Raw genomic sequence first — 26,056 nt, 5'->3', positions numbered from 1 at the left:
TGATAGGCAATGCGCGCGCCAGAGACAAATCACGATGCCGCCGCCCTTGCGCTGCAGGCGCTTGTCTGGACCCTGGGCGAGCCGGCCCGGGCGGAGCGGCTGCTCGACACGACCGGTCTCGACCCCGCCGAGCTGCGCGTCCGGGCGACCGACCCGGCGGTGCTCGCCGCGACGCTTGTCTTTCTCGAAGCCTATGAGCCCGATCTTGTCGCCTGCGCCGCGAGCCTCCAGGTGAAGCCCGAAGCGATCGTCGCCGCCCGCCGCGCCCTGGAGTCCGAATGAAGCCCCTGCTGATCTGCGACTGCGACGAAGTGCTGCTCCACATGGTCCGCCATTTCGGCGTGTGGCTGGGCGAGACGCACGATATCGAGTTCACGCCCGATGGCGCCGATTTCGCGACCAACATGAAGCGTCGCGACGGCACGCCCGCGCCGAGCCGCGAGGAGATGTGGGGCATGCTCGACCAGTTCTTCCCCGCCGAGATGGACCGCCAGACGCTGGTGCCGCACGCCCGGGAGGCGCTGTCCGCGCTGTCGGAGATCGCCGATGTGGTCATCCTGACCAACCTCACCGATATCTGCCGCCAGCCGCGCATCGAGCAATTGGCGAAGTTCGGCATCGCGCACCGCGTCGAATGCAACCAGGGCGGCAAGGGCGGCCCGGTGGCGCGGCTGGTTGCCGAGCATGGCGATCCGGTCACCGTGTTCGTCGACGATCTGGGCGTGCATCATGATTCGGTCGCGAAGCACGCGCCCCGGGTCCACCGGCTGCACATGATCTCCGAGCCGGCGATGGCGCCGAACGTGCCCAAGGCGGCGGCCGCGCATGCGCGGATCGACGACTGGCGCGAGGCCGAGGCATGGATCGCGGCGCGATTCGCCGCCGGGTTGCCTGCGGACTGATCGCGTCGAGGCTCCCGGCTTGTCGCGGCGGCGTCTTTCCTGCATCCGCGGAGGCGATACTCCAGACTGAAGGGGCGTTGTTTATGACCGATCGAATCGACCGCAAGCTGGCTGAGCTCAGCCTCAGCCTTCCCGCCCCGGCCGCGCCGGTCGCGTCCTATGTCCCTGCGGTCGAATCGAACGGCATCCTCTACGTATCGGGGCAGCTGCCGTTCAGGGACGGCGCGCTGATGACCGGCCGGCTCGGCGAGGATGTCGATCTGGCGTTCGGGCAGGAGGCGGCGCAGCGTTGCGCCCTGATGATCGTCGCGCAGATGAAGGCCGCACTGGGCGGGCTTCACCGGGTCGAGCGGATCCTGAAACTCGGCGTGTTCGTCAACTCCGCGCCCGGTTTCACCGACCAGGCCAAGGTAGCGAACGGCGCCTCGGACCTGTTGTTCGCGCTGTTCGGTGAGCCGGGCCGTCATGCCCGCAGCGCGGTCGGGGTGCCGGTCCTCCCGCTCGGTGTGGCGGTGGAGATCGACGCGATCGTGCAGCTCGCCCAAGCCTAGGGGCGGGCCGGGCTCAACGCGGCTCGGGCCGCAAATCGCCGGCCGCGATCGTTGCGTCGGCGCCTTTCGGGATGACGAGCTCGAAGCTGGTCTTGTCGGTATCGGTCAGCGTGATCCGCCAACGCCCCGGCGCCAGCCCGGTCGCGCCGAACCGGCCCGCGGCGTTGGTGAACAGGGCAATCGGTTCGCGTTCGGGATGCGCTTCCTCGGTCGCGGTGCCCGCCACCAGCGCGATCGGTGCGCCGTCGGCGCCGAGCAGCCGCCCAACCGCGCTGGCCATATAGTCCGAACCCACCGTCAGCCGGTATCCGCCGCGATAGGGCGGCAGGAGCCGGAACGATCCCTCGCCGAGATTGGCGCCGAGCGGCGCATCGGGCGCGGTCACCTGGACATTGCGTTCGCTATAGCTGCTGAGGCTGGACTGGAGTGCGGTGCCGAGCGCGCCCGTTTCCGCGGTGGAGAATTTGCCATAGGCATCGACCAGCACGTCGGCGCCGCGCAGCGAGGGGTGCGCGCGCACGATGGCGAAGCCGTCCTGGACCGGGCGGCCGATCGAAAAGGCGCCATCGGCCATCGCCAGGGCGGTGCCGAAGCGCAGCGAGGATCGCTGTGCCGTGGAACGCGCGAGATCGGGCGCGAACGTGCTGAAATGACTGAACCCCAGCTCGGCCCGATTGGTGTAATAGGAGCCGTTGACGCTCGCCCCGGCACCGCTGTCGCTATGCTCGATATCGGCGTTCAGATTATACGCGCCGGTGCCCGATCCGCTATAGGTCTGGTAGGTCAGCCGGCCGCGGTTGTCGCGGCTGTCATAGTCGGATCGCAGGCTGGAGGCGCGGTCGAGCCGGTAGGTGAGCGAGAGAAACGCGCCGATGCGATGGCCGCGACCATCGCGCTCATAGCTCAGGTCTCCGGTGAAACTGAGGTCGGGGCTGATCCGCCAGCCGCCGGTCGCGCGGATGCTGCCGACATTGGGCTCGCCGTCGCGCCCCTTTGAATAGCGCAGATCTAGTCCGGCATAGACCGCGTCGCTGATCGCGCTGTTGTAGCTCATGCCGGCGACATAGCGGTAGGGATTGAATGGCGCGCCCGTGCCGATCGGTGCGAAATGGCGGCTTCGCGCCTCGAACGACACCGACAGCGCATCGGCGCGGTCGCCGCCACGCGTGATCGTCCGCTGGAAGGTCATGATCCCCGCCCAGCCCGGCCCCACGCCCTTGACCCGGGAGGCCGAGGCGAAGCCGCCGAACGACCCGACCGGAGTTGCCACGACCGTCTCCACCCCGCCCATCCATCCGCGGTTGTCGGCCTGAGCGTTGGCGCCGAGCGTCAGCCGGTCGCTCACGCCGCGGCGGTAGAAACCGCTAAAGGCAAGGTCGCCGCTATAGACCGGGCCTCGTGCGCCGGTCGGCGCGAGCGTCCCGGCATAAAGGCCAAACTCGCTCAGGCCGGTGGCAAGCTGCGCCTGATCGAGGAAGATGTCGAAGTCGAACGACTGCGTGCGCCCGGCATCGTCCGTGATGGTGAGCCGGACATCGTTCGCGCCCTGGGTGAAGGGGAAGTCGCGCAGGTCGAAACTGCCCGGATCGAGTTCGAGCCGCCGCACCAGCTGGTTGTTGACGCGCACCTCGACGGTCGATCGCCGGTCGAGCTGGAAGCTGCGATTGCCGCGCGGCCGAATGATCGTCTGCGGATCGAGCAGCGAATAGAACCGGGAGATCGACAGGCCGGCAATCTCGGGCGCCGATTGAAAGCCGCGTGCGAGCGTCTGCAGGTCGCCGCCGCTCCAGCGCACCAGATTGTGCCGGTCGTCATAGACCAGCCGCGTGCCGCGCCGCTGCAGGTCGGGGCCGGCCCCGCCCGCGCGCCAGTTCGCCTCGCTCTCCAGCACCACGCCGCCGGCGCGGATCGCCCCGTCGAGGAAGGTGACCGGCGCGGCAATGCCCGAATCCGGTCCCTGCTCCACCCAGTCAAGCGATCCCCGGATGTTGAGATAGGCGCTGAGGCCGGCCGGCGCGACATAGGTTACCGGTCCGCGCGCGTCGCTGTCGCGCAGGGCGACCGACCGGCTGGCGCGGCTCGCCGCGGCGATCTCGAGCGTGATCTGCAGGGCCTGCGGATCATAGCGAATGCCCACACCGATACCCTGGAGATCGGTGCGGTCGAGCGCGTGCCGCGCGGCGAGCCGGGCGCGCAGCGTCGCGATCAGCGCCGCTGCGATGCGCGGTTCGATCAGGGCCAGCAGTCGATCGGCGGAGAAGCTGGCGCGGCCGGCCGTATCGAGCGTGACGGTGGTGTCGCCGAGATAGGCCTGCCCGTCCATCACCGGCGCGGTCAGCACGATCGCCCGGCCGGTCGGGTTGATCGCGCTCGCGTCCGCCCCGGGATCGAGGACCACGCGCGCCTGCGCCGGATCGGCGGTCTGGGCACGCGCCGCAGCCGGGAACACGAGCGCGGCGAGCATGAGCGCTCCCGCGGCAACCATCGGGTTCATGCGGTAAGCGATGCCTCAGGCATCGGGCGTGAACTGCGCTTCGACTCGCCCGTCCGCCTGCGGCAGCCGGACGGCGAGGGTCATGCGCCGCGTCTGCCCGCCACCGATCAGGCCATAGCCGATCGTCTGCTGGAGATCGGGGCCGGTGAGCTGGGTGCGAAACACTTCGCGACCGTCAGGGGCGAACTGCACGATGCGGACTCGTCCATGCGAGAGATAGCCATGCGCCGCCGAGCTGTTGGTGACCGTGATCACGGGCGCGGGGCTGCCGTCGGCACCCTTGCCGATCTCGGCCGAGGCGATCGTCAGCGCCGGCTTGGCGCCTTCGGGCGAGACGCTTACCAGGACCTGGAAATTGTACAGCAGCTGGATGTTCGACTGCGTTTCGTTGGTCTGGACGGGGAGTTGCGCGACGGTGAGGAAATAGTGCTTGCTCCGGGCGAGCGCGGGGTCCCCCACATATTGCACGCGGAAATTCTGGCGTTGGCCGGGCTGGATCAGCGCCTGGGGCGGGAAGGCGGCAAGCTCGCCTGAGTCATGGCCGGTCGCCTTCACGCCATCGGCATTGAGCTCGAGCGTCTCGATGCGGAGTTCGACCGGCAGCGGCTTGTCGAAGCTGTTCTCGACCGTCACCACCTGGCTCATGCCCCGGCCCGAGGTGGTGAGATCGATCACCACTGGCTGAACGGTCATCGCATAAACGGCCGTGGAGATGCCCAGCACCGCCAGCAGGGCGATCAGCCCGCCGATGAAAGATCTACGCTGCAACGTCACGAGCCTACTCCTACACGCTTCGCACCCTGTCGTCGGACGCGGCGGCGGGATGATGGACCCATGCGCCGTCGCCGCCAAGGCAGGAAAAGCGCGGGTCTTGCTTGAGGTGTCTGCGGGGGCGGTTTTCACCGCCCCCGGCAGGATGTCATTTCGGCAAAACGACCCGGACCTTGTCCGGCGGAACGCCGGCGTCGAGCGTCGTCGCCAGCCGCTCATACTCGGCGGCCAGGAAAAGAAGGTCGGCGCGTTCCTCGCCGGTGGCGCAGAGCGCCCGCGCACGAAGTTCGGCCGCCAGGGCCTCGGGGTTTTGCAGATCCATTCGACAGACGGGGTTTCCGGCAAGCCCCGCCCCTGGAAGGGCTTGCCGGAAATACCCGATCACGCGGTCGGAGCGATCGTGATCTCGACCTTGCCCGCATAGGTGCCGGCATCGAGGACAGCGGTCGAGTCAGCGGTGACGCCGCTGCCGACGGTCAGCGAGATGTTGTTCGACACCGAAGCGAGACGGTCGCCGACCTGGCCCGACGTGGCGCCCGTGCTGAGCGACTGGTCGGCTACGCTGGTGGTGCCGCCCTTGGCGCCCATCGCAACGACGGTCGCGGTGTAGTGGACGGTGTTGGTGTAGCCGTTCGGCGAGTTGGTCGCGGCAGCGTTCACCAGCGGCTTGGCGTCGACCGAGATCTTCGGGTTGGAGCCGTTGCACTTGATGGTGAAGTTGCGGGTCAGGCCGCCCGTATTGCCGGCGAAGGCGGGGTCGACGGTGCCGTCGGTCTTGGCGAGTTCGCCCAGCGTGATGGCGCCGGAGATCGGGGTGGCCGCCGAGCAGCGTGCCGCAACGGTGCCGGTCACGTCGACCGAACCGGTCGCATCCGCAAAGGCAGGTGCCGCAGCGAAAACCGAACCGATGGTCAGGGCGGAAAGAACGAGCTTCTTCATGTCAAATCTCCTTGATCATTTGGGGCCCCTCGCCCCGACAAGGCTCATTTGCCCGGGATCGACCCGCGACCCCATTTAGCTGGCGGTGAAAAGCGACCTAACTTCCAGCGCAACCGGCTATACCCAAGGATATAACAGGGGCGTTCAGAGACCCGCGCAGTTGGTCGCGGCAGAGGCGGTGACGATCGGCGTGAAGGTGATGCTGATCACGTCGCCATAATTGGGGGCGGGGGTCTTGCCGGCGCCGCCTTCCTGCAATGTCGCGCGCAACGCGAGCGTGCCCGCCTCGCCGCCGATCCCGGCCCGGGCGCAGGTGCGCGCGCCGAACGCGGCGTTGGAGGCGACGTCGCGGCCGAGGAAGCGGGCGCTGTAGCGGATCGTCTGGGCCGAATCGGCGAGGTTGCCGCCCGGGAAGGTCAGCCGGAAATCATTCTGCGAGCGCATCTTCACCTCGAACGGGCCGGAGCTGCGCACGCGCAGCGCGTTGGCCGCCGAGGTGGTGAAGCGTTCGGGTGCCGCCTGGACCGTGGCGGTGGTCGCATCCCCGATCTCGCCGAAGTCCAGCGCCGATCCGGCATAATAGGCCTGGAGCGCACTGACGGTGTTGACGTTGATTCGGATCGCCGCGCTGTCGCGCACCGGTACCGGCAAGCTCAACAGCCCCCCTTCGCCCGAGCAGATATAGAGAATGTCGAAGATGATCGGCTCGCCGGCCGACAGATCGGTCCCCGGCGGGACGGAGACCCGCAGGTTGAGCGGCGTCGACAGATCGGACGCGAACAGGTTCCCGAAGTCGTAGCGGATCTCGCCGGCCGCGCCGGCGCCATTGTCCTTCGAATCGAGCGATCGCGGCCGGCCGGCGGTCGACCCTTCCGAATAGAGCACCGGATAGCCGCGATAGGTCACGTCGAGGGGTGGCGTCCCGGACGGGGCGGTCAGGATCAGGCTCACTTCGTTGGTCCGGCCGGTAAGCAGCCCGCGGTTGCGGCGGAGTATCAGCGGAATCGTCACCTCGGACAGCCCGGTCGGCGAAAAGGGATCATAGGTGATGCTGGCGGGCGCGGTCGCGCTGCCGGTCACCCCACAGACGATCGAAAGCTGGCTGTCGGCGCTTGCCGGCGAGGCATATCCCAGCGCGGACATCAGGCCCGTAATCGCAATTCCCGCCGTCCGAACCCTCATAAGGGAGGTGATACGAGAATCTCCAGCGCGGTGCGACCCGATAGTTGTGCAGCGGTTGCGAGGTCCGTCTCGATCGCCCGGACGGTGCCGTCGGCGTCGAGTATCCGGATCAGCAGCCGGGGCATCGTCTGATTGCATGTCACGGCGAGCCCGGGTGAGCGCGCGACCGAGCCGGGCAACGCTATCGCCGGGGCCGTCGCCCAGCATCGCGGCGCGACATGCCCATAAATATCCACACGATCGTTCGCCCGGGCCGAGCCGGGCAATGCCAGAGCCGGTAAGCACGGCGCGACAATGGAGAGTGCCCAACTTGCGTAGGGCAGGGTGCGACCTCGACGAGAAGGGCCCCATTTCATACTGCGACATCATACACACCTGAAGCCGTAAACAAACCATCGCGCGCGATACTTACCCGAATCTTAAGGAGCGATGCCGACCGTGATCGTCAGCGTGTCGGAATAGCGTCCTGCCATCAGCTGGGCATTGCCTGCATAGGCGGGCGCGCTGACCCGCAGATAGGATCCATTGGCCTTGGTGGAGGCAGCCCCCAGCCGCAGGCCGGCGGCGCTGGCCGTCCCGGCGAAGCTGCACGTGCCGCCTGCGGCGAGGTTCGCCGCGTCGCACGATGCCGAGGCGCTGGTGCCGTTGTCGGCGACGACGCGCAGCGCGACCTGATAGGGCGCCCTGGTTTCATACCCGGCCGTGGCGGTGCCCGCCTGCATGGTCATCCCGCCATTGGCCGATGACACCGCGATCCGCGAGGCACCGCTGCAACTGAGCTGAATCGCGAAATCCTTGCTGAACCCGGTCTGGTCGAAATCGGCGCGGTCGATGCTGCCCGTGGGCGCGCCCCCGGCGGCAAAGCCGCAACGGCCGCGCACGGAAGCCCGGACCTCTACCCCCACTTCGACGCTGTTTACCGCGCCCTGCCCGGCGGCATAGGCGGTAACCTGGGCATGCGCCGGCTGGATGATGGCGCACAGCGCCACCAGCATCGCCAGTCCGAACATGCAAAACCGAGTCATCAACCGCCTGTCGAGGGGCGGTTCGATACCGCCAGTCTGGCGGCAGATGGGCCGGCCCCGCGCGTGAGGCCATTCAACCGGCGGTACGAAGCGCGCTTACCAACGGGCGAAAGCGCCTATCTCTTTCGATATAGTCGCCCGGGATTCTCCCTACCCCTCGCGCCCCTGCACCAACAGGATCAGCTCGGTCCGGCTGCGCACGCCGAGCTTCTCGAAGACTTTGTGGAGATGGACCTTGACCGTCCCCTCGGTCAGCCCGAGTTCGTCGGCGATCTCCTTGTTGCGCAGGCCGCGCTGGGCAAGCGAGGTCACCGCCCGCTCGCGCCCGCTCAGCGCTTCCAGCGGATCGCGCGCCGTATCGGGCGACATCGCCAGATCCATCGCCCGCTGCATCACCTCCTGGTCGAGCCAGCGCCGCCCCTGCACCACCGTTTCGAGACAGGTCAGCAGGTCGCGCGGTGCGGTCGATTTGATGACGATGCCGTTCACACCGAGCTGCATCGCCTCTTTCGCGGCCTGATCGTTCATGCCGCTGGTCAGCAGGATCACGGGCCGGTTGTCGCCGCGGTTCCGCAGGATGCGAAGCACGTCGAGCCCGGTGCGCTCCGGCATGCTGTTGTCGAGGATCAGCATGTCCGGCCGCGCGTGCGCCAGCGCGTCGAGCGCCGCCACACCGGTATTCACGGCGGCGACCACGTCGAAATTTGACTTGTCGAGGAGGATCTCGATGCCTGAGAGAGTGAGCGGATCATCCTCCGCCACCAATACCTTGGTCATCCCACCCTTACGCTTATACTTATTCTCGGGTGCCGTTCTTAACACCGACTCCGGTCAACGAGCGAGCGCAAATCTTCATCCGTTCCCTGAACGGGGAAAATGGTGCCCAGAAGAGGAAACCTGATGGACGCCTAAGCAGCTGACTTCAAAGCGCGATTCTCATCGGCCGATCGCAGAAGATCACAATATCAGCCACACGTTGGCGGCACAAGCTTTCCTCGAGTCTTTTGGGCTTAGGTGACCGCCACCTCAAGGCACCGGAGCTAGGTCATCCGACCAATGCCGCGGTCAACGCAAAGGTATGAATCTTGGCATTCAAGGGGTTGAACGCACCGATGGGGCGCCGCCTTTGATGTGGCAGCGTTGTCTGATTGATTTCTCAGGCATGTCGTTTTCTCGCGGTGACGCCTATCTCGTCCTATGGCCGTATTCGCTGTGATGGACCGGCGTTGGCGCCGGTATGGTTCATGCTGCATTATCGCGGTCAGGCGTGGATAGGTGGACGTCCGGCTGTCCCCTGCGGGCTGGGCGAACATCATAAGCGGGAACGTCCGGCATGGGCGCTCGGCCGTGTTGCGGCTGGGTTATCAGTCCTGGCAGAGTTCGTTTTTGCGACTCCCAAAGGCGCCGAAGCAGGATGGCGAGCTTGCGGGCGAAGGTGACGCCCGCGCGTTTGGGCCTTTGGTCTCGGCCAGCTTCCTGATCCAGGGACCGAGGCATGACGGTGCGGCCGATAGAAGCAATAGCGCTCCCCAGTGGGCTCAATAACGCAAGCCAAGGATCACCCCGACAGTAAGCGGCTGATTGGTCGCCGCGCGGTCATAGAAGGGAAGGCTGATCGCCTGCTGCGCGATATAGTTGAATATCGCCTTCTTGTTGAACGCATTGTCGACGAATGCGGTCAATGACCAGCGATCCTTGGCGATGCCGATCCGGGCATTGATCAGTTCTATGGCCGGTGTGGGCGTCAACGAAAGGTACCCGCCGTTCACACGCGGCCCGGTGTAAAGATATTCGATATGGGAAATCAGCTTCATGCTTCCCGACAGCGGCCGGGTGTAGGTCAGCCCGGCATTGCCGGTCCATTTGGGTACCGTTTGAATGGGTTGGCCCGCAATGGTGCCGACCGCCGCGTCACCCCGTGTCAATCTGGCGTCGATATAGCCGGCGCTGGCGTCGAGGCGCAGGCCATCGACCAGGACCGCGGATAGCTCGAGTTCGGCGCCGCGGATCCTCGCCTGACCCGCATTGGCGGTGTAGCCGAAGCCGCAACTCAGGCTCACCCCCTGCTGAATGCCTTTCCAGTCGATCTGGTAGACCGCGCCGTTGACGCTCACCCGGCGATTGAACAGGCGCGTCTTTCCGCCGAGCTCGTAGCTCCACAGCGAATCCGGGCCATATTCGGTAGGCGATCTGGTCAGGCCCAACGCGGCGAGGTCGGCGGCGCACTGGGTGCCCGTGCTGGTGGAATTGTTGGTTGGAACGGCCTGGTTGCCGCCGCCGGGCCGGAAACCCTTCCCGGCCGTGGCATAGAGGGTGACCTGGTCGGTCGGCGTGAAGCTGACGTCGAACTTCGGATTCACACCGGTGTTCCTGGCGTTGACGAATTGCGTGCTGACGTTGTCGCCCCCGGTGACGCTCGATATACCCGAAACGATGCTCGTCACGTTGGTCTCGTATCGATAGCCCCGCAGGCCGGCGGTCAGCTTGAGCTTGGGCGTCAATTTGTAGGACAGTTCCCCGAAGATCGCCGATTGCCTGATCTGGTAGGGCTGGTGGCGTGTGAACAGATTGTCCGTGCCGACAATGGGGATCAGCCCCGGCACGATCGAGACATTGTTTCCCTGGGATTGCAGGTTCGAATAGAAGGCGCCGACCAGCCACTTGAACCTGCTGTCGCCGGATGACGTGAGCCTTACTTCCTGGCTGAACTGTTTGGTGTCGTCACGCGCGTTGAAGGTCACTGGTCCCGCCAGATACGGAAAGGACAAGCCAAAGGCATATTCGAGCCCTTCGGTCGTGTCCTGGACCAGGGTCTGCTTGCGGCTGAACCGCGCGGTGTTCGAGGTGAAGTCGACCGCCCCGAGATGATATTCGATGTTGAGCGTGCCGAGCAGGAAGCGCTCGTTATAGGGTTCGGGAATATCATAGGCATCATAATGGGCGAGGGTGCCTGGCCGGGTGTCGAACGCGTTCGGCCCGTCCTGGGTCAGATGCTGATACAGGATCGACGGCGTGATCGTCAGACCCTCGACCGGCTCGAAGCGGAGCGCGCCCCGGATCGTCTGCATCCTGATCCGATTGGATTGGTCATAGTCCCTGGCCACGGGTGCCGCCGCGACATCGCCGCGCACCAGATGGATCAGGTCGGGGAAAGCGCCGGGGGCAATCACGACCCGGTGGATCCAGCCGCTTTGCACTTCTTCTGTCCCGACAATTCTGAGCGCCAGACGGTCAGCGACGATCGGAATGTTGATCATCGCGTTCTCGGTATGGTTGAATCCGCCGCCTTCGGTTCCCGACAATTTGACCTGGCCGCTCGCATCGAATTTCCCGGCGTCCGGCTGATTGGTGATCACCCGGATGGTGCCCCCCATCGAGCTCGATCCATAAAGTGTGCCCTGCGGACCGCGCAGGACCTCGACGCGATTGATGTCGTAGAGATTGGGATCGACGACGACCTTGCCACTGTTCGAATTGGCGGCTGCGGTCAGCGGGGTGTCGTCGAGATAGAATCCGACCGTCGCCGAATTGCCGCCCGGCGAACTCACGCCGCGCAGGTTGAACTCAGTCTGCCCAGGGCCGGACGTCGCCGACGACAGACCCGGAATCGTGGCGGCGAGGCTCGAGAACTCAGAGAAACCGCGAGCCTGGATCTGATCGCCGGAAATCGCAGTGACGCTGCCTGATGTCTTCAGCACGGTGGATTCGCGCCGCTGGGCGGTGACGACGATCTCGTCGATCTGATCAGGCGCTGCCTGGGGCGACGGCTGACCGGCCGGCGATGGCACGGCCTCCTGGGCCGTCGCAGGCGACGTGACGCATGTGAGCGATACGCCGCCCAGCAATGCCATGAGTGCCGTTTTCCGAGCGTGCCTTGCAGACGGCGTCATTTCCAGTCCCTCCCTTGTTTGGCTGCGACATTGGCCCGCGCGTCGCCGGACGACGCGAAGGCAAAACCCGGCCGTGGCCCCATTTCGAGAATGGAGTCGCATTATCTAGTTTGGCAATTTTCTTGCTAAAATGGATAAGAGAAATAAATCAGCAGCGAGTCAATCAAATTTTGCTCGGCGGGGGGCAGGTGACTGTCCCCTGCGGGAGCGGCGCTGTTAGTCGATGGTAGCCGCGTCCCGTATCAGGCGTTCGGGGGACATTCGCGCGACGTCGATGCCGTACAGATCACTGTCGCCGCCGGCGCGCCCGGTGAGGAGGATGTCCGCGGCGATTTTGCTCAATGCGGGCGCGGTCTGAATCCCGTACCCGCCCAGCGCGGCGAGCCAGAAGAAGCCTGGCTGCTGCGGATCGTGGCCCACCACAGGGGAACGATCGGTGACGAACGACCGCAGGCCTGCCCATCTGCTGGCGATTCGCCGCACCTGCAACGTAGTGGCACGCTCGAGACGGTCGACCGCGATCGCGATATCGAGTTCATCCGCCTGCGCATCGCAAGGCGAGGTCTCGGTTTCATCGGCAGGCGACAGCAACAGCAGTCCGGCATCGGGCTTAAGGTAGAAATCCTCCTCGACATTCAGCAGCATGGGCCAATCGGCGATATTGTAACCGGCGGGCGGATCGATGAGGCAGGCGGTGCGCTTCAACGGCCGGAGCCCGATGTCGATCGCGCCGGCGAGCTGGCCGATGTCACCGGCCCAGGCGCCCGCTGCGTTGACGATGACAGGTGCATGAGCGACCGACTCTTTCGTTCGGATCCGCCACCCGCCGGCGCTCGGCTGTATTTCGAGAATGGGCGACGACATGGTCGATATGCCGCCTCGCTGGCGGAACAGCCGCAGATATCCCTGCTGCAATTCGTTGACGTCGATGTCGGCCGGACTCGTGCTCCAGGCCGCGGCGGCGAGGGGCTCCGGCCGCAGGACGGGGCACAGTGCGACTGCCTCGTTGGCCGACTTGAGTTCGATATGGCCGGCCTCGCGCGCCAGCTCCACGAAGTGTTCGAGCGCTTGCTCCTGACCCTGATTTGCGATGATCAAGGCGCGACGCGGCGTCAGTAGCGGCACGTCGGTGAACCCGGACGGCGGTGCGTAGAAGAATTCGCGACTGGCGCGCGTCAAGGCGCGAATGAGATCGTTGCCATAAGCCTCGGAAAAGACCGCGGCGGAGCGTCCGGTGGAATGGAATCCAGGGCTATCCTCCATATCGAACAACTGGACCTTGCGATGCGCGGCAAGGTGCGCCGCGATCGATGATCCGGCGATACCGGCACCGATCACGATTATGTCCGGCTGAAACGTCATATCCTTCCCCCTGCGGTTATCCCGCTTGACTCGGGCCCTAATGGTGCCCGCATGTTCTCTGAATGCGGAAATATATCAACGAAAATTTCTATTTTAGAAATATAGTTGCAAATGGGGATATTCGAGTTAGGGTCGATTCAAAGGGATCTGGACGATGCTGCGGGGGCTCTGCTCGCTGTGCGCGGTCGAGATGGGCAAGAAGGAGCTGAGGAGCGGGATGGGCATGCGCAAAATAGCGACCTTGGTCATTCTGGGAGCGCTGGCCGCCGCCGGCGCCCGTGCGGACAGCTCATCCCCAAGGCCATCGCAGTCGCCACTGCTCCAGCCTGCGAGGGTAGCGTCGGCCGATCCTGCTCCACCGTCCCGGGCCGAGCTGACGAAGCAGGATGCCGATGCGTGGTTCGATGGCTTCATGCCCAATGCGCTTGCGCAGGGAGATATTGCGGGCGGCGTCGTAGTCGTCGTGAAGGACGGAAAGATCCTTACGCAGCGCGGCTATGGCTATGCCGATATCGCCGCGCGCAGGAAGGTCGATCCTGCGACGACGATGTTCCGGGTGGGGTCGACGTCGAAGCTTTTCACATGGACCGCTGTGATGCAGCTGGTCGAACAGGGGAAGATCGACCTCGACGCCGACGTCAATCGCTACCTCGACTTCACGATCCCGCCCTTTGAAGGCAAGCCGCTCACGATGCGCGCGATCATGACGCACACATCGGGGTTCGAGGATGTCGTAAAAGGCGGCTTCAGCTACAGCGGAAAGGTCGCGCCGCTCGGTACCGTCATCAAGCAATTGCTGCCCAAGCGGGTGTTCGCGCCGGGCTCGACGCCCGCTTATTCCAACTATGCGACGGCATTGGCGGGATATATCGTCGAGCGCGTTTCGGGCCTGCCGTTCGATACTTATATCGAGCGGCGCATTTTCCAGCCGCTCGGCATGGACCATTCAAGTTTTCGGCAACCTCTTCCCGCGTCGCTCGCGCGCTATATGGCGACCGGCTATTCCCGCGCATCGGGCGAGGCCAAGCCGTTCGAGTTGATCTCTGTCCCGCCGGCCGGCTCGCTATCCATGTCGGGTACGGACGGCGCGAAGTTCATGATTGCGCAGCTGAACGACGGCGCAGGACTCATGCGGCCCCAAACCGCGCGCGTCATGCAGACACCGGCTTATGGTACGCTGCCGGCCCTCAACCGCATGGCACTCGGGTTCTACGAGCAACGGGTGAATGGCCTCCGTGCGATCGCGCATGGCGGCGACCTGATCAATTTCCACGGCTATATGTGGTTGTTCCCCGAAAAGAACGTTGGACTGATGATCGAGATGAACAGCGCCGGGGAGGAGGGCGCGACGTCGCGCATCCGCCAGGCGCTGTTCGAGCGATTTGCCGACCGCTATTTCCCCGCAGCGGACGACAAGCCGCCTGTCGAGCTTCCCACTGCCCGGGACCATGCCCGCATGCTGGTCGGTAACTATTTCAACAGTCGGGCCCAGTTCACCACGTTCCTCGATATCGGCAATTTCCTAGGCCAGACCAGTGTCGGGCTCGACGCCGATGGCCGCCCGCAGGTGCCCGAGCTGTTCGGCGGGCCGCCGCGCAAATGGATCGAGGTGGCGCCCTTCGTCTGGCAGGACGCTTATGGCCATGCCCGGTTGGCGGCCAGGGTGAATGACGGCCACGTCACGCGCTGGAGCCTCGACGAAGTCTCCCCCTTCATGGTGTTCGAGCGGGTGCCCTGGTACCGGGATTCCGCCTGGCTGATGCCGCTCACGCTTGCCGCACTGGCCTTTGTTATGATCGCGGCCCTGTATTGGCCGGCGAGCGCGATCGTCCGTCGCCGGTTCGGTGTTTCCCTGACGCTGACCGGCAAGCACAGGACCGCGTACCGCCTCGTATCGGGGATGTCGTGGCTTGTGTTGCTGGCATGTCTGGGCTGGGCCTATGTCCTGCTCGTCTTCCTGGAATCGTTGAGCAGGGAGGACTGGCCCGTCCTGTTTTGCCGGCTTCTCGGTACAATCGCCTTTGCCGGCATGCCGATCGCCGCGGCGTGGAACCTCGCACTGACCTGGACGCGTCGACCGCCCTGGCTGCAGCGACTTGCTAGTCTGCTCCTGCTGATCGCGGCGCTGGTCCTGTTCTGGATAGCAGCTGAGTTCCACCTTCTCGGGCTCAGCACACGCTATTGACGGCGTCGACCGGCGTTTACCGGCGCCCGACCTGATCGCACGAAAGTCGAGGAACAATACATGATCGCAAGCTATCTGCGTTTTTCGGCAGCGTTGGTCATCGCGGCCGTGCCGCTTGCCGCCGCTGCGCCCGGACAGGCCCGAACCGGATCGTCGACCGCAACACAGTCGCCGGCCGCCCTGCCGATGGCACCTGCCGCTATCGACGATACCGTCGCCCGCGCGATGAAGGCGTTTCAGGTGCCCGGCATGGCGGTCGGCATCGTCAAGGACGGCAAGCTGGTGTTCGCCAGGGGCTATGGAGTCCGGGACGTTGGCCGCGCCGGCAAGGTGGATGCCGACACGCTCTTCCAGATCGGGTCGAATACCAAGGCGGTTACCGCGGCAGCGCTGTCGATCCTGGTTGATGAGGGAAAGCTGCGCTGGGAAGACAAGGTCATCGACCTCCTGCCCGATTTCAGGATGTACGATCCCTATGTCACGCGTGAATTTACCGTCCGCGACCTGCTGACGCATCGAAGCGGCCTGGGAGAGGGCGCCGGCGACCTGATGTTCTTCCCGGCAACCGACATGACGCGGGCCGAGATCGTCCACGGCCTGCGCTATCTCAAGCCGACATCAAGTTTCCGGTCGAAATACAATTACGACAACCTGCTTTACATGGTGGCGGGCCAGCTCATTCCGGCGGTCACAGGCCAGTCGTGGGAGGACTTCGTCACCAGCCGGATCCTGGTCCCGCTTCACATGTCGGGATGCTCTCCGCGTTACGATCTCATCGCCGATCGCTCGAATGTTGCGGCACCGCATGTCGTGATCGACGGCCTTGTCCGGGCCGTTCCCGTCGTCGACATGCGATCGATCGGGCCGGCGGGGACGATCAACTGCAACGTCTCGGGGATGGCCCGGTGGCTCGAGACCCAGCTGGCACGGGGCGTCGAACCGGGCGGCCAGCGATTGTTCAGTGCGGATCGCAGCGCGGAAATGTGGGACGTCACCACGCCGACGCCGCTCACGCAGCTGCAGTCAGGCCTCTATGGATCGCATTTCGCCGGATATGGCTTTGGCTGGGAGGTCAGCGATACGCGCGGCTACCGCCTGATCCACCATAACGGTGGCGTGCTCGGCACGGTGACATGGGTCAGCATGATTCCCGAACTCGGTCTCGGGGTCGTCGTCCTGACCAACCAGCAGAGCGGTGCCGCGATGGAGGCGGTTGGCGGCCAGATACTGGATTCCTATCTCGGCGGTGAAAAACGTGACTGGGTCGCTATCGCAAAAGCCATCATGGCGAAACGTGATGCGAATGCCGCAAGCGTGAACGATACCGTCGCCAGGACGCTCGCGAGCGCCGGACCGCCCGCGCTGCCGCTGAGCGCCTATGTCGGCACCTATCGCGATCCGTGGCGCGGGGACGCCGTGGTTCGACGGGTCGGCGACACGCTCGTCCTCAAATTCAGCCGGACCGACAGCCTGGAGGGCAATCTCATCCCGTACCAGGGGAACATCTTCGTCGTCCGCTGGAAGGACCGCAGCCTCGACGCCGATGCGTTCGTCCGTTTCGAACAGGGTTTCGACGGCAAGGCGGCCGATATGACGCTCCGCGCGATTTCGCCCTCGACCGATTTCAGTTTCGACTTCCAGGACCTCGCTTTCAAGCGGGCCGACTAGCGGCGCCCTCCGGGTTTCCTCTGCCTCCTCAGCAAAAAAAAGGATCCGAACTTTGCCCAACGCCCTGCGCGGCGCCAGCGTCGCCACATTGCTCGCCACCGCCGCCATCGCGGGCCTGTACGCCCAGCAAGGCCTTGGCCAGCCCCGATCCGGGAGCACCGTCGATCTGCTCATTGCGCGAGGTACCGTGTACGACGGCAGCCTGGCGTCGCCCAGGGTGGAGGATATCGGGATCGTCGGCGACAAGATCGTCTTCATCGGCGATGCTGCCAGGGCGGGTGTCCGGGCAAGCCGGACGCTCGATGCCAGAGGTCTGATGGTAACGCCGGGCCTGATCGACGCCCACACGCATACCGATGACGAACTCCTGTCGCCCGACACCGCGAAGCGGTTGGTCGCACGGCAAATCATGCAGGGCGTCACCACCAGCGTCATCGGCGTGGACGGCGATGGTACGCCTGACGTCAAAGCCAATTTCGACAAAATGGAGGAAATGGGGATCGGTCAGAATGTCGCCGCCTATGTCGGTTTCGGCAAGATCCGCGAGCGCGTACTGGCCAATGACGCACGGGCGCCGACCCCGCTCGAACTCGACAGGATGAGAGCCCTTGCGGCCAGGGGCATGTGCGAAGGCGCGATCGGCCTGTCGTCAGGCCTGTTCTACGCACCCCAAAGCTTTGCCTCGACCGCAGAGGTGATTGCCGTGGCGAAGGAAGCGGGCAAGCGCGGCGGCATCTACGACACCCATCAGCGTGACGAAGGGGACAGTTCGATCGGTGTGATCCCCTCGCTTCGGGAGGCGTTGCGGATCAGCGCGGAGAGCGGGGCGCCGCTGCACCTCGCACACATCAAGGTATCGGGCGGCCCTCATGCGATGAGCGACCTGACCGCCATGATCGAGGCAGCCCGCGCCGGGGGGCAGAAGGTGACGGCCGACCAATATCCCTGGACCGCTGCGAATACGGCGCTCGATGCCGCCGTCATCCCGCGCTGGGCGCAAGACGGCGGTCGCGCGGCGATGGTCAAACGCTTCGCGGACCCCGTCGACCTCGCGAAGATTCGCGCTGACTCGACGCTGACCCCGGCTCTCGCGCAGGCGATCGTGATCAGCGATGCTGCCAACGAACCGCAGATCATCGGAAAGAGACTGTCGGATCTGGCAACCCAATGGGGCGTGGCGCCGATCGACGCGGCCATTCGTATCCTGACCAGGGACGATGCCGGGGTCGTGGTCTTCGTGATGAACGAAACCGATATCGTCACCGCAATGCGCAAGCCCTGGGTGATGAGCTCGAGCGACGGCGGCGATGGCGGACATCCCCGCGGCTATGCGAGCTACACGCGGCTTTGGGAAAATTATGTGATCGCCCGGAAGATACTGACGCCGGTCCAGTTCGTGCATCGGTCCACGGGGCTCGAAGCGGACACGTTCGGCCTCCAGGGCCGCGGCTATATCAGGACGGGCTATTTCGCCGACATCGCGGTGATCGATCCGAAGGCCTATCATGCACGCGCAACCTATACGGCGCCTCAGCTCCTTTCGACCGGAACGATCGATGTGATCGTCAACGGGCGCATCGAGCTCGAAAACGGCAAGGCCACCGGCATTCTCTCGGGCCGTGCAGTGCGCAAGACGCCGCCGCCCGGCAGCTGTCCCTGACGGAGCCGGGTTCGGGCTCCGAGCCCATCAAGCTTGTCGGTCGATGCGTCGATCGCACACAAGCCGAAACAGGCCGACGGTCATCAGCGGACCGATGTAAACGGCCAGAATGGTATAGGCGAGCCAGCGATAGCCGCTGCCAATCAACGCTACCAGGCCGAACCGGTCAGCGACAAAAATGCAGCCGACCAGCAGCAGCGATGCGATGGAGCCTCGTGCGACACGCGTGAGATCGGTTCCGCGCTTCGCCCGCCACGCGCCTGCGATACGTTCGTTGATGGCGTGAATCGAGCCGGTACCGCTTTCCAGGAGTGCCGCGAAGATCATCAGTTGAAACAGGATGTGGAACGCCGGGATGTCCAGTCGCTGGAGCATGAAGTCCGAGGGAAGCGTTTCCCCGGCGATCCCCGGATAGAAGGCGATCATGCAAATGAAGAACAGCAAGGCCGGCAACATCGCGAGTGGCCCGGCGATCAGGCCCGACACGATGGCGTCGCGGCGGCTCGTGAGATGCCGAAGCACCGGCAATATCGTCACCGCGCCGACGACGTTGTAGCTCGCATAGGTCAGTCCTCCCGCGCCCCAGCCCTTTGAAGGCACGATCAGGGCCAGTTTCTCCGAAATCTGGGGACCGAACTTGCTCAGGGCCAGGACAACGAACAGCGCGTAGACGCCATAAAGGAGGACCGACACATATTTGAACAGGCGTTCGACGGAGGTGTTGCCGAAGGCGGCAACTGCCGCGATCGCCACCGCCAGGACCACCGATCCCGTCATTGGCGACAATCCGAACACCGCCGCGCCGATCGCGCCCGCAGCCGCGCCGAACACGGCGAGGATCAGGACCACGAACAAGAGATAGGCGATTTCGAATATCACCCAGCCCGGCCCCAGCAGTCGCTCGAAAAATGTCCGATAATCATATGCCTCGTAGCTTCTCGCGAACGCAAAGGTGATCGCGCAAACCACGCTCCAAATGGCCATCGCCAGCATGATCGCGGCTATCCCGCCCCAGGGCCCGCTCGGCATGAAGAATTCGGCGAGTTCGCGGCCTGTCGCATAGCCACCGCCAATCACGACCGCCTTGAAGGCGAAGCCCGGCAACAGGAAGCGCTGGAACCAGGTCGATGGCGTTGTTCGGGCTTGCACGGTCACGCGGCGCACCCTCCGCGTGTTGCGTCGCGGTGACCCATTCCGTCGTCTTTCCAGTGCGACACCATCCGCTCTCTCCTTGCTCAAGACGTGCCCGATCACGATTGGATTCGGCCGGTTGTACCAAATCGCTATATTGTTGCCGCTTGACAACGTCATTTTTCCAAAGGAGAAATAAATAATCTAAACTAGAAATTTAATAACGTATTGCAGGGAGAAGCACGATGAAGCGGCCGTCGTTGTCCAGGTATCTGACGATCAGTGCGGCGACACTCGCCCTCGTGCCGGGCCTGGCGATTGCCCAAACGGCAAAAAAGGATGCCGGCGCGCCCTCGACGCAATCGACCCCGAGCGCGAATCAGGATGACGATATCGTCGTCACCGCGACGAAACGGCCCGAAGCGGTCCGCAAGATCTCCGGATCGGTTACCGCGCAAAGCGGCGAACAGCTGGAGAAACTGGGGGCCGACGGCATGGCGGACTATCTTACCCGCACGCCTGGCGTGGTCTTCAACGCTTCCAATCCTGGCAATAGCAACGTGACCATCCGCGGCGTATCGACGACGACGGGACAGGATGCCGGTCAGGCCACGACCGGATTCTTCATCAACGACGTCCCGCTTACCGATCCCGCCTTCTCGATCGGGACACCGGACATCGACACGTTCGACGTCGACAATGTCGCGATCCTGCGCGGGCCCCAGGGCACGCTGTTCGGATCCTCTTCGCTCGGCGGCGCTGTCAATTATCAGGCCGCCAAGCCCGACCTCCAGAACTTCAGCGCCCATGGCCAGGCATCGTTGCGCGACACACGGGATGGAGAGATGGGTGGCGCGGGCAAGATCATGCTCAACGCACCGATCGTGGAGGGCAAGCTCGCCGTCCGTGGCGTTTTCGTCTATCGTCGGGATGGCGGATACATCGACAATATCGGTACCGGCACGGTCGACGCAAACCGCACGACCACCCGAAGCGGCCGCATCCTTGCGACCTGGAAGCCCAGCGACCGGACGACCGTCAACTATCTGTATCTCGAGCAAAGCCAGAATACCGACGACGACGGCTACAGGCAGCCGGGGCTGGGCGGCGATCTTCTCAAGAGCACCAATATTCCGGAATATGCCCGCTATCGGACGCTGATCCACCAGTTGCGCATTGACCAGGATTTCTCGTTCGCCACGCTCACCGCGACGGCCACACGGCATAAGAAAAGCTTCAGCTACTCCAGCGACCTGACCATACCCCTGTCGCCTGCGCTGTTCGGCCTTGCGCCCGTCACCAATTTCGGATCAGGGACCAGCAAGGGCGAGACGTTCGAAGTGCGGCTCGCATCCGCACCCGGCGGCAGGTTCGATTATCTCGTCGGCGCGATGTACGACCGGACCAGGATGAACCAGGGGCAGCTCATCTACGCCGCTGGCCTGGCCGATTTGCTCGACGTCGCCGGTCCTGCCCTGGGGCTCGCCCCCAATATGGGTCAGCAACTGGCACCCGGCGATCTGCTGGTGAATGCGCGCTTCCCGGCGACCGCGCGGGAGATCGCCGCGTTCGGCGAAGCAACCTATCATTTCAGCGATCAGTGGAAGCTGACGCTTGGCGGCCGTTTGTTCCAGCAGCGCCTGACCAACGAGTCGAGCGCCTTCGGCACATTCGTCCTGCTGACCCAGGGAGCCTATACCCAGAGTACCTTGGGCACGCGGACCTTCAGTGGCTTCAGCCCGAAGGCGTCGCTGACATGGACGCCGAGCAAGGATCTGCTGATTTATGCGCTGGCGTCCAAGGGATATCGTTTCGGAGGGTCCAACCTCACCGTCGGACCCAATGTACCGGCCTCGTACGGCAGCGACTCGCTGTGGAATTACGAGATCGGTGCACGCGCCAACTTCTGGGACCGCAAGCTGCTTCTCGATCTGACGGGATTCTATATCGACTGGACCAACATCCAGTTGAACCGCCAGACCTCCGGCATCGATTATACGAGCAACGCTGGCAATGCGCGGATCTACGGGCTTGAAGCGAGCCTGACGCTCCGGCCCGCGCGCGGTCTCGGTCTGACCAGCAACGTGACCTATCTCGACGCTGCGCTGAGCAAGACGTTCCTGCCCGATCCGAGCAATCCGAGCGCGGGCGTCTTTCCCAAGGGAACCCAGCTCCCCGGCGCGGCCAAATGGCAGATATCCAACACGGTGAGCTACGAACTGTCGGATTCCGTGCTCAAGCCGACGATCCTGTTGTCGCATCGCTATCTGTCGCGGTCGCCCGGGGAACTGGAGGCAACCACGCGGCAGGGCGGCTATAATCTGTTCGATGCGCGGCTCGGGGCCAATTTCAGGTCGTTCGGCATAACCTTGTTCGTCGAGAATATTGGCGACAAACGCGGCGTCTCGCGCAGCCAGGACCTGCCGCCGATCGAGCAATATCTCGTTCGGCCACGGACGATCGGCGTGACGTTCGACGTCAAGCTCTGACTTTCTCGCCGCCCGGCCGCAAGAAAGCGATGCCGGGCAGGGCGAGGCGAGGGGTCAGGTCCCGGCTGGCGGCGGCGACAGCGTCGGCAAGTTCCAGACAATCGCGGGAAGGCGTGACGTCTCGCGTTTCGCCGCCCCTCGTCGCCAGCGTTACGCAAGGCCCGCTTGCTGCATCATCAGCTTGGTGTCGGCATTGGTCCAATGCTCGGCGATGCGGCCATTCTCGATCCGCAGGATATCCGTCCCGGTGAAGCTTATCCTGCGAGTGCCGTGAGGTCCTTCGCCGCGCCAGCGCACGGCGCACATCGCCCCGTCTGCCAGCGGTCCGACCTCAATGCCGAAGCGGATCTCCGGCAGCATCGCCTGAGCGGCTTCGATCCAGCGGCGCAGCGCGTCACGTCCTGTCAAAGGTGCGTCGCCGGCCTGTCCGATCAGCACGGCATGGACCACCACGTCGGGCGCAATCAGCGTCTCCATTTCCTGCATGTCGCCATTCCACAGTGGCATCCAGCGTTGCACGATCTCGTCGGTCCCGGTCATCTCAGCGAACTCCCCCGAAGGCGCGGACAGTGGCCGGCACGCCGACCTCGAAAGATGTGGGGGCGAAGCCGAAGCGGCGGGCGAACTTTCCGCCGTCGACAAGATAAGGGCGGTCCCAGGTGAAGCCGACATCCGCTACTTCCCTGGCGAAGCGATAAAAGAGTCCGATCGGCCGGAGCAGGAAGAACGGGACGGCGAGAATCCGCAACCTGATCCCGAGTGAGGCGGCGCCCATCGCGAGGAGTTCCCGGGGACTCCTGGTCGGCGCGCAGGGCATGTTCCAGGCCTGGCCGAAGTCTGCGTCATCGGCATCGAGCAGTGCTACCGCCGCGCGGGCGATGTCGGGCACATAGGCGAAGTCATGGGGTATGTCGGCAGGAACAAGAAGTTGCGCCGACCGACCCTTTGCGAGCTCCCCGAAAGCGCTTACGCCGAGGTGCGACACGTCGACACCGGGCCCGTAGAAATCGGTGCAGCGCAGCGCCGCCACCCGGACCCGCGCCGCGGCGGCCTGCCAGATGCGGGTCACCTCGGCGAGGATCACAGGCTTCTCGCCCGTGGGCTCGAGCGCCATGACCTCGGTGCGCGGCGCGCGCTTCGGCCCAAGCTGGTAGAGATTGTCGATGAACACAAGCCGCACGGAAGCGCGTGCGCAGGCATCGATGACATTGCGCATCGTTTGCGGCCAGACCGTCCGCCACAGCCTGGAGTCGTAGGCGAACCCGACGGCAAGCACAGCCTGCGTCGCGCTCTCCAAGGCCCGAACCACGTCGTCGATCTCGAGAACGTCACAGCGGACGTGCTCCGCGCCGGCCGGCAGATCCTCCGGCATGGTGCGGGTCGCGACACGGACCTCGTCGCCTCGATCGAGCAACGTCTCGACGATCGGTCGCCCGACCGCGCCGCATCCGAAAACCGTGATTGTCTGGGTCATGATCCTCACTCAAGTAATTTGCATGACCGATCTAGGTGGGCACGAATAAAACAGGAATTGTCTAATCATGTTGGTCCGCTATACGGAAAAAGATGAGCGTCGAACCCGACTGGGCGTTATATCGCAGCCTCCTTGCCGTCATGGACGAGGGTTCGCTCTCGGCCGCCGCGCGAAAGCTCGGCCTGACTCAACCGACGGTCGCGCGCCATATCGACGCGCTCGAGCAGTTCCTGGGCGCCGATCTCTTCATCCGGTCGCAACGCGGTCTTGCGCCGACCGACCTCGCACAGGCGCTTCGCCCCCAGGCGATGACCATGGCGACGACCGCCGCCGCGATGCTGAGAACCGCGAGCGGCGCGATTGGCGCGATCGAGGGCACCGTGAGGATCAGTGCGAGCGACGTGGTGGCCGTGGAGCATCTTCCGCGCATCCTGGCCCGGCTGCGCATCGCGCACCCGCGCCTGGCCATCGAGCTGACGCTCTCCGACCGGGTCGACGACTTGCTCGCGCGAGAGGCCGACATCGCAGTCCGCATGACCGAGCCGACACAGTCCGCGCTCCTCGCGCGCCGCCTGCCGCCGGTGGAGATCGGGCTTTACGCGCATCGCGACTATCTCGCGCGCATGGGAACACCCGCCACCGTCGCGGATCTCTCACACCATGCACTGGTCGGTTACGACGTCGAGACGCCTGCGTTGCGCGCCATGGCCGCGCGGCTGCCCCAGCTACAGCGTACGGGATTTGCCCTGCGAACCGACAGCAACGTCGCGCAGCTGGCGGCGATACGCGCCGGCTTCGGCATCGGCTTTTGCCAGACGGCGGTGGCGCTGCGTGATGTCGGGCTGACGCGTGTTGTTGCCGAGATCGCGCTTACGCTCCCGCTCTGGATTGTCATGCACGAGGATCTCAAGACGAACGCGCGCTATCGCACGGTCTTCGACGCGCTTGCCGCCGGGTTGGCGGCATAGAGACGCAGGGCGGCAATCGTGGCGCTTCCTCCTGACGCGCAGCGAGGACGGGTTGAAGACGTTGCGCGGCAGGCCAACCAGGCAGTATCGGCAACGAATATATCCGCTCTCGCATTTTTGCGCCGGAATCGAAAATCACCTTGTCGCTTTTACAACGGGCGTTACCGTCCGCTTACAGGAGAGTGAATGCCAAGCGAATTTCCCCAAGGAAGGGTTCAAGCAAACCCCGGAGCAGCTTTGAAGAAGCTCCGCACCCAGCGCGGACTGACGCTGGCCGATCTCAGCAAGCTGACCGGAATGAATGTCTCGACGCTTTCCAAGATCGAAAACGGCAAGGTGGCGTTGACGCTCGACAAGCTTCTCCGGGTCAGCGAGGGCCTCGAGGTCGATATGACCGAACTCATCGGCTCCGGCGCGAAGGAGACACCGCGGCTGGAAGGCGCCGCTCGCCGCAGCATCTCACGCGCTGGCGAAGGCCATGCGATCGAGATGCCCCGGGGCAATTACCTCTATGTCGCGGCCGAGCTGCTGAACAAACGCATCACGCCTATCATCGGTGACGTCCTGGCGAAGAATATCGACGAATATGGCGAGTTCATGCGCCACCCCGGCGAGGAATATGTCTATGTCCTGGAGGGCATACTCGAGCTTCATACCGAACTTTATACCCCGGCCATTCTCGAAAAGGGCGACTCGGTCTATTTCGACAGCCAGATGGGCCACGCCTATATCGCCATAGGCGATCAACCCTGCCGGATATTGTCGATTTGCGCGACCTCGGAGCCGCATCTCATCGACAAGCACCAGAGCATCGCCGAAGCCGAACATATTAGCGAAGCGGCTCGTCGCACCGAGCGGAAACGCACGGCCCGCTAAAACGGCGCGGGCCCTGCGGTCTGCGGCGCCATGGTCAGGCGGTCTTGCCGGACCGCCGCGCGATGACCTCGATCTCCACAAGTGCGGCGGGGACCATCAGATCGCTCACAACGGTCGAACGCGCGGGTTTGTGACTGCCAAAGGCACGTGCATAGCTCTCGTTGAAGCCGACAAAGTCGCTCGCCCGTTTCAGCCATACCGTCGCCTTCACGACATCCGCCAGTGTCAGCCCCGCATCGGCAAGCACCGCGATGATATTCTCCATCACCTGGGTCGTCTGCTCCTCGATCCCGGATGAGACAATCGCACGGTCCCTGTTGAAGGGAAGCTGGCCCGAGAGGAAGAGGAAGTCGCCTGCCTCGGTCAGGGGTGCCAGATGGGGGATCGTGGTCATGGATTGCCTTTCGTGCTTCAGGTCGTCGGCGAGGTGGTAGCCGATATTTCTATATTAGAGAATATTTCTATAATAGAAAAACTGCGATTTTTCGT

The 26,056-nt window shown here is 64.4% G+C and carries 22 protein-coding genes; 9 read left to right on the top strand and 13 right to left on the bottom strand.

What is annotated here, in order from left to right; all coding sequences use genetic code 11:
- Positions 1-9: 9 nt before the first annotated feature.
- The 3 genes from ACZ1I2_RS01400 (at position 10) to ACZ1I2_RS01390 (ending at position 1,453) form a co-directional block, all read left to right on the top strand.
- The gene (locus tag ACZ1I2_RS01400; protein WP_465171378.1) at positions 10-282 is read left to right on the top strand and encodes a DUF3572 family protein; all 273 of its coding nucleotides are present in this window, start codon (positions 10-12) and stop codon (positions 280-282) included.
- Positions 279-902 carry an HAD family hydrolase gene (locus ACZ1I2_RS01395; protein ID WP_465175355.1) on the top strand — a complete coding sequence of 208 codons (624 nt, stop codon included), beginning with the start codon at positions 279-281 and terminating at the stop codon, positions 900-902. The genes ACZ1I2_RS01400 and ACZ1I2_RS01395 overlap by 4 nt, the downstream gene beginning before the upstream one ends.
- Positions 903-985: 83 nt before the next feature.
- Positions 986-1,453 carry a RidA family protein gene (locus ACZ1I2_RS01390; protein WP_465171380.1) on the top strand — a complete coding sequence of 156 codons (468 nt, stop codon included), beginning with the start codon at positions 986-988 and terminating at the stop codon, positions 1,451-1,453.
- 13 nt (positions 1,454-1,466) lie between these two features.
- Here the strand turns inward: ACZ1I2_RS01390 and ACZ1I2_RS01385 are convergent, their stop codons facing one another.
- From ACZ1I2_RS01385 to ACZ1I2_RS01345, 9 genes are all read right to left on the bottom strand, one after another.
- Entirely contained in the window at positions 1,467-3,947 is a 2,481-nt protein-coding gene (locus tag ACZ1I2_RS01385; protein WP_465175356.1) for a fimbria/pilus outer membrane usher protein, read from the bottom strand.
- Between the two features lie 15 nt (positions 3,948-3,962).
- The gene (locus tag ACZ1I2_RS01380) at positions 3,963-4,721 is read right to left on the bottom strand and encodes a fimbria/pilus periplasmic chaperone (RefSeq protein WP_465175357.1); all 759 of its coding nucleotides are present in this window, start codon (positions 4,719-4,721) and stop codon (positions 3,963-3,965) included.
- 145 nt (positions 4,722-4,866) lie between these two features.
- The gene (locus tag ACZ1I2_RS01375) at positions 4,867-5,040 is read right to left on the bottom strand and encodes a hypothetical protein (RefSeq protein ID WP_465175358.1); all 174 of its coding nucleotides are present in this window, start codon (positions 5,038-5,040) and stop codon (positions 4,867-4,869) included.
- A gap of 59 nt (positions 5,041-5,099) precedes the next feature.
- Positions 5,100-5,657 (bottom strand): hypothetical protein, encoded by a 558-nt coding sequence (locus ACZ1I2_RS01370; RefSeq protein WP_465171384.1) that lies wholly within the window; start codon positions 5,655-5,657, stop codon positions 5,100-5,102.
- A gap of 144 nt (positions 5,658-5,801) precedes the next feature.
- Positions 5,802-6,800 carry a hypothetical protein gene (locus ACZ1I2_RS01365; RefSeq protein WP_465175359.1) on the bottom strand — a complete coding sequence of 333 codons (999 nt, stop codon included), beginning with the start codon at positions 6,798-6,800 and terminating at the stop codon, positions 5,802-5,804.
- A gap of 458 nt (positions 6,801-7,258) precedes the next feature.
- Entirely contained in the window at positions 7,259-7,864 is a 606-nt protein-coding gene (locus ACZ1I2_RS01360; RefSeq protein WP_465171386.1) for a hypothetical protein, read from the bottom strand.
- A gap of 150 nt (positions 7,865-8,014) precedes the next feature.
- Positions 8,015-8,641 (bottom strand): response regulator transcription factor, encoded by a 627-nt coding sequence (locus tag ACZ1I2_RS01355; protein WP_465171387.1) that lies wholly within the window; start codon positions 8,639-8,641, stop codon positions 8,015-8,017.
- 761 nt (positions 8,642-9,402) lie between these two features.
- On the bottom strand, positions 9,403-11,715 hold the full coding sequence (locus tag ACZ1I2_RS01350) for a TonB-dependent receptor (protein ID WP_465175360.1): 2,313 nt from the start codon (positions 11,713-11,715) through the stop codon (positions 9,403-9,405).
- A gap of 255 nt (positions 11,716-11,970) precedes the next feature.
- On the bottom strand, positions 11,971-13,116 hold the full coding sequence (locus tag ACZ1I2_RS01345) for an NAD(P)/FAD-dependent oxidoreductase (RefSeq protein WP_465175361.1): 1,146 nt from the start codon (positions 13,114-13,116) through the stop codon (positions 11,971-11,973).
- Between the two features lie 154 nt (positions 13,117-13,270).
- On the opposite strand from ACZ1I2_RS01345, the gene ACZ1I2_RS01340 reads away from it, so the two are divergent.
- Genes ACZ1I2_RS01340 through ACZ1I2_RS01330 form a run of 3 tightly spaced genes read left to right on the top strand, consistent with a single transcriptional unit; the run spans position 13,271 to position 18,629 of the window.
- Entirely contained in the window at positions 13,271-15,301 is a 2,031-nt protein-coding gene (locus tag ACZ1I2_RS01340) for a serine hydrolase domain-containing protein (RefSeq protein WP_465175362.1), read from the top strand.
- A gap of 60 nt (positions 15,302-15,361) precedes the next feature.
- Complete coding sequence (locus tag ACZ1I2_RS01335; protein ID WP_465175363.1) at positions 15,362-16,969, top strand: serine hydrolase; 1,608 nt, start codon at positions 15,362-15,364, stop codon at positions 16,967-16,969.
- 52 nt (positions 16,970-17,021) lie between these two features.
- Positions 17,022-18,629: an N-acyl-D-amino-acid deacylase family protein gene (locus tag ACZ1I2_RS01330; RefSeq protein ID WP_465175364.1), complete on the top strand. Its 1,608-nt coding sequence runs from the start codon at positions 17,022-17,024 to the stop codon at positions 18,627-18,629.
- 27 nt (positions 18,630-18,656) lie between these two features.
- Here ACZ1I2_RS01330 and ACZ1I2_RS01325 read toward each other — a convergent pair whose 3' ends face one another.
- Complete coding sequence (locus ACZ1I2_RS01325; RefSeq protein ID WP_465175365.1) at positions 18,657-19,784, bottom strand: YkvI family membrane protein; 1,128 nt, start codon at positions 19,782-19,784, stop codon at positions 18,657-18,659.
- A gap of 221 nt (positions 19,785-20,005) precedes the next feature.
- Here ACZ1I2_RS01325 and ACZ1I2_RS01320 point away from each other — a divergent pair, with 221 nt between their 5' ends.
- Positions 20,006-22,249 (top strand): TonB-dependent receptor, encoded by a 2,244-nt coding sequence (locus ACZ1I2_RS01320; RefSeq protein WP_465175366.1) that lies wholly within the window; start codon positions 20,006-20,008, stop codon positions 22,247-22,249.
- A gap of 150 nt (positions 22,250-22,399) precedes the next feature.
- Here ACZ1I2_RS01320 and ACZ1I2_RS01315 read toward each other — a convergent pair whose 3' ends face one another.
- Positions 22,400-22,789 carry an ester cyclase gene (locus ACZ1I2_RS01315; protein ID WP_465175367.1) on the bottom strand — a complete coding sequence of 130 codons (390 nt, stop codon included), beginning with the start codon at positions 22,787-22,789 and terminating at the stop codon, positions 22,400-22,402.
- Position 22,790: 1 nt separating this feature from the next.
- Positions 22,791-23,723 carry an NAD-dependent epimerase/dehydratase family protein gene (locus ACZ1I2_RS01310; RefSeq protein WP_465175368.1) on the bottom strand — a complete coding sequence of 311 codons (933 nt, stop codon included), beginning with the start codon at positions 23,721-23,723 and terminating at the stop codon, positions 22,791-22,793.
- Positions 23,724-23,815: 92 nt separating this feature from the next.
- Between ACZ1I2_RS01310 and ACZ1I2_RS01305 the strand changes: the two genes are divergently transcribed.
- On the top strand, positions 23,816-24,691 hold the full coding sequence (locus ACZ1I2_RS01305) for a LysR family transcriptional regulator (RefSeq protein ID WP_465175369.1): 876 nt from the start codon (positions 23,816-23,818) through the stop codon (positions 24,689-24,691).
- A 237-nt stretch (positions 24,692-24,928) separates the two neighbouring features.
- Entirely contained in the window at positions 24,929-25,567 is a 639-nt protein-coding gene (locus tag ACZ1I2_RS01300; RefSeq protein WP_465175370.1) for a helix-turn-helix domain-containing protein, read from the top strand.
- 34 nt (positions 25,568-25,601) lie between these two features.
- Here the strand turns inward: ACZ1I2_RS01300 and ACZ1I2_RS01295 are convergent, their stop codons facing one another.
- Positions 25,602-25,961, bottom strand: coding sequence for a RidA family protein (locus ACZ1I2_RS01295; RefSeq protein ID WP_465175371.1), 360 nt, complete (start codon positions 25,959-25,961; stop codon positions 25,602-25,604).
- Between the last annotated feature and the right edge of the window lie 95 nt (positions 25,962-26,056).

This window comes from Sphingomonas sp. BL-S-29 (assembly GCF_055521495.1).
The sequence above is the reverse complement of the archived record's forward strand: the minus strand, read 5'-3'. Positions and strand labels throughout refer to the sequence as shown.

Coding starts and splice junctions, on each gene's coding strand:
- ACZ1I2_RS01400 (WP_465171378.1), top strand. CDS start 10: ATGCGCGCGCCAGAGACAAATCACGATGCCGCCGCCCTTGCGCTGCAG.
- ACZ1I2_RS01395 (WP_465175355.1), top strand. CDS start 279: ATGAAGCCCCTGCTGATCTGCGACTGCGACGAAGTGCTGCTCCACATG.
- ACZ1I2_RS01390 (WP_465171380.1), top strand. CDS start 986: ATGACCGATCGAATCGACCGCAAGCTGGCTGAGCTCAGCCTCAGCCTT.
- ACZ1I2_RS01385 (WP_465175356.1), bottom strand. CDS start 3,947: ATGAACCCGATGGTTGCCGCGGGAGCGCTCATGCTCGCCGCGCTCGTG.
- ACZ1I2_RS01375 (WP_465175358.1), bottom strand. CDS start 5,040: ATGGATCTGCAAAACCCCGAGGCCCTGGCGGCCGAACTTCGTGCGCGG.
- ACZ1I2_RS01370 (WP_465171384.1), bottom strand. CDS start 5,657: ATGAAGAAGCTCGTTCTTTCCGCCCTGACCATCGGTTCGGTTTTCGCT.
- ACZ1I2_RS01365 (WP_465175359.1), bottom strand. CDS start 6,800: ATGTCCGCGCTGGGATATGCCTCGCCGGCAAGCGCCGACAGCCAGCTT.
- ACZ1I2_RS01360 (WP_465171386.1), bottom strand. CDS start 7,864: ATGACTCGGTTTTGCATGTTCGGACTGGCGATGCTGGTGGCGCTGTGC.
- ACZ1I2_RS01355 (WP_465171387.1), bottom strand. CDS start 8,641: ATGACCAAGGTATTGGTGGCGGAGGATGATCCGCTCACTCTCTCAGGC.
- ACZ1I2_RS01350 (WP_465175360.1), bottom strand. CDS start 11,715: ATGGCATTGCTGGGCGGCGTATCGCTCACATGCGTCACGTCGCCTGCG.
- ACZ1I2_RS01345 (WP_465175361.1), bottom strand. CDS start 13,116: ATGACGTTTCAGCCGGACATAATCGTGATCGGTGCCGGTATCGCCGGA.
- ACZ1I2_RS01340 (WP_465175362.1), top strand. CDS start 13,271: ATGCTGCGGGGGCTCTGCTCGCTGTGCGCGGTCGAGATGGGCAAGAAG.
- ACZ1I2_RS01335 (WP_465175363.1), top strand. CDS start 15,362: ATGATCGCAAGCTATCTGCGTTTTTCGGCAGCGTTGGTCATCGCGGCC.
- ACZ1I2_RS01320 (WP_465175366.1), top strand. CDS start 20,006: ATGAAGCGGCCGTCGTTGTCCAGGTATCTGACGATCAGTGCGGCGACA.
- ACZ1I2_RS01315 (WP_465175367.1), bottom strand. CDS start 22,789: ATGACCGGGACCGACGAGATCGTGCAACGCTGGATGCCACTGTGGAAT.
- ACZ1I2_RS01310 (WP_465175368.1), bottom strand. CDS start 23,723: ATGACCCAGACAATCACGGTTTTCGGATGCGGCGCGGTCGGGCGACCG.
- ACZ1I2_RS01305 (WP_465175369.1), top strand. CDS start 23,816: ATGAGCGTCGAACCCGACTGGGCGTTATATCGCAGCCTCCTTGCCGTC.
- ACZ1I2_RS01295 (WP_465175371.1), bottom strand. CDS start 25,961: ATGACCACGATCCCCCATCTGGCACCCCTGACCGAGGCAGGCGACTTC.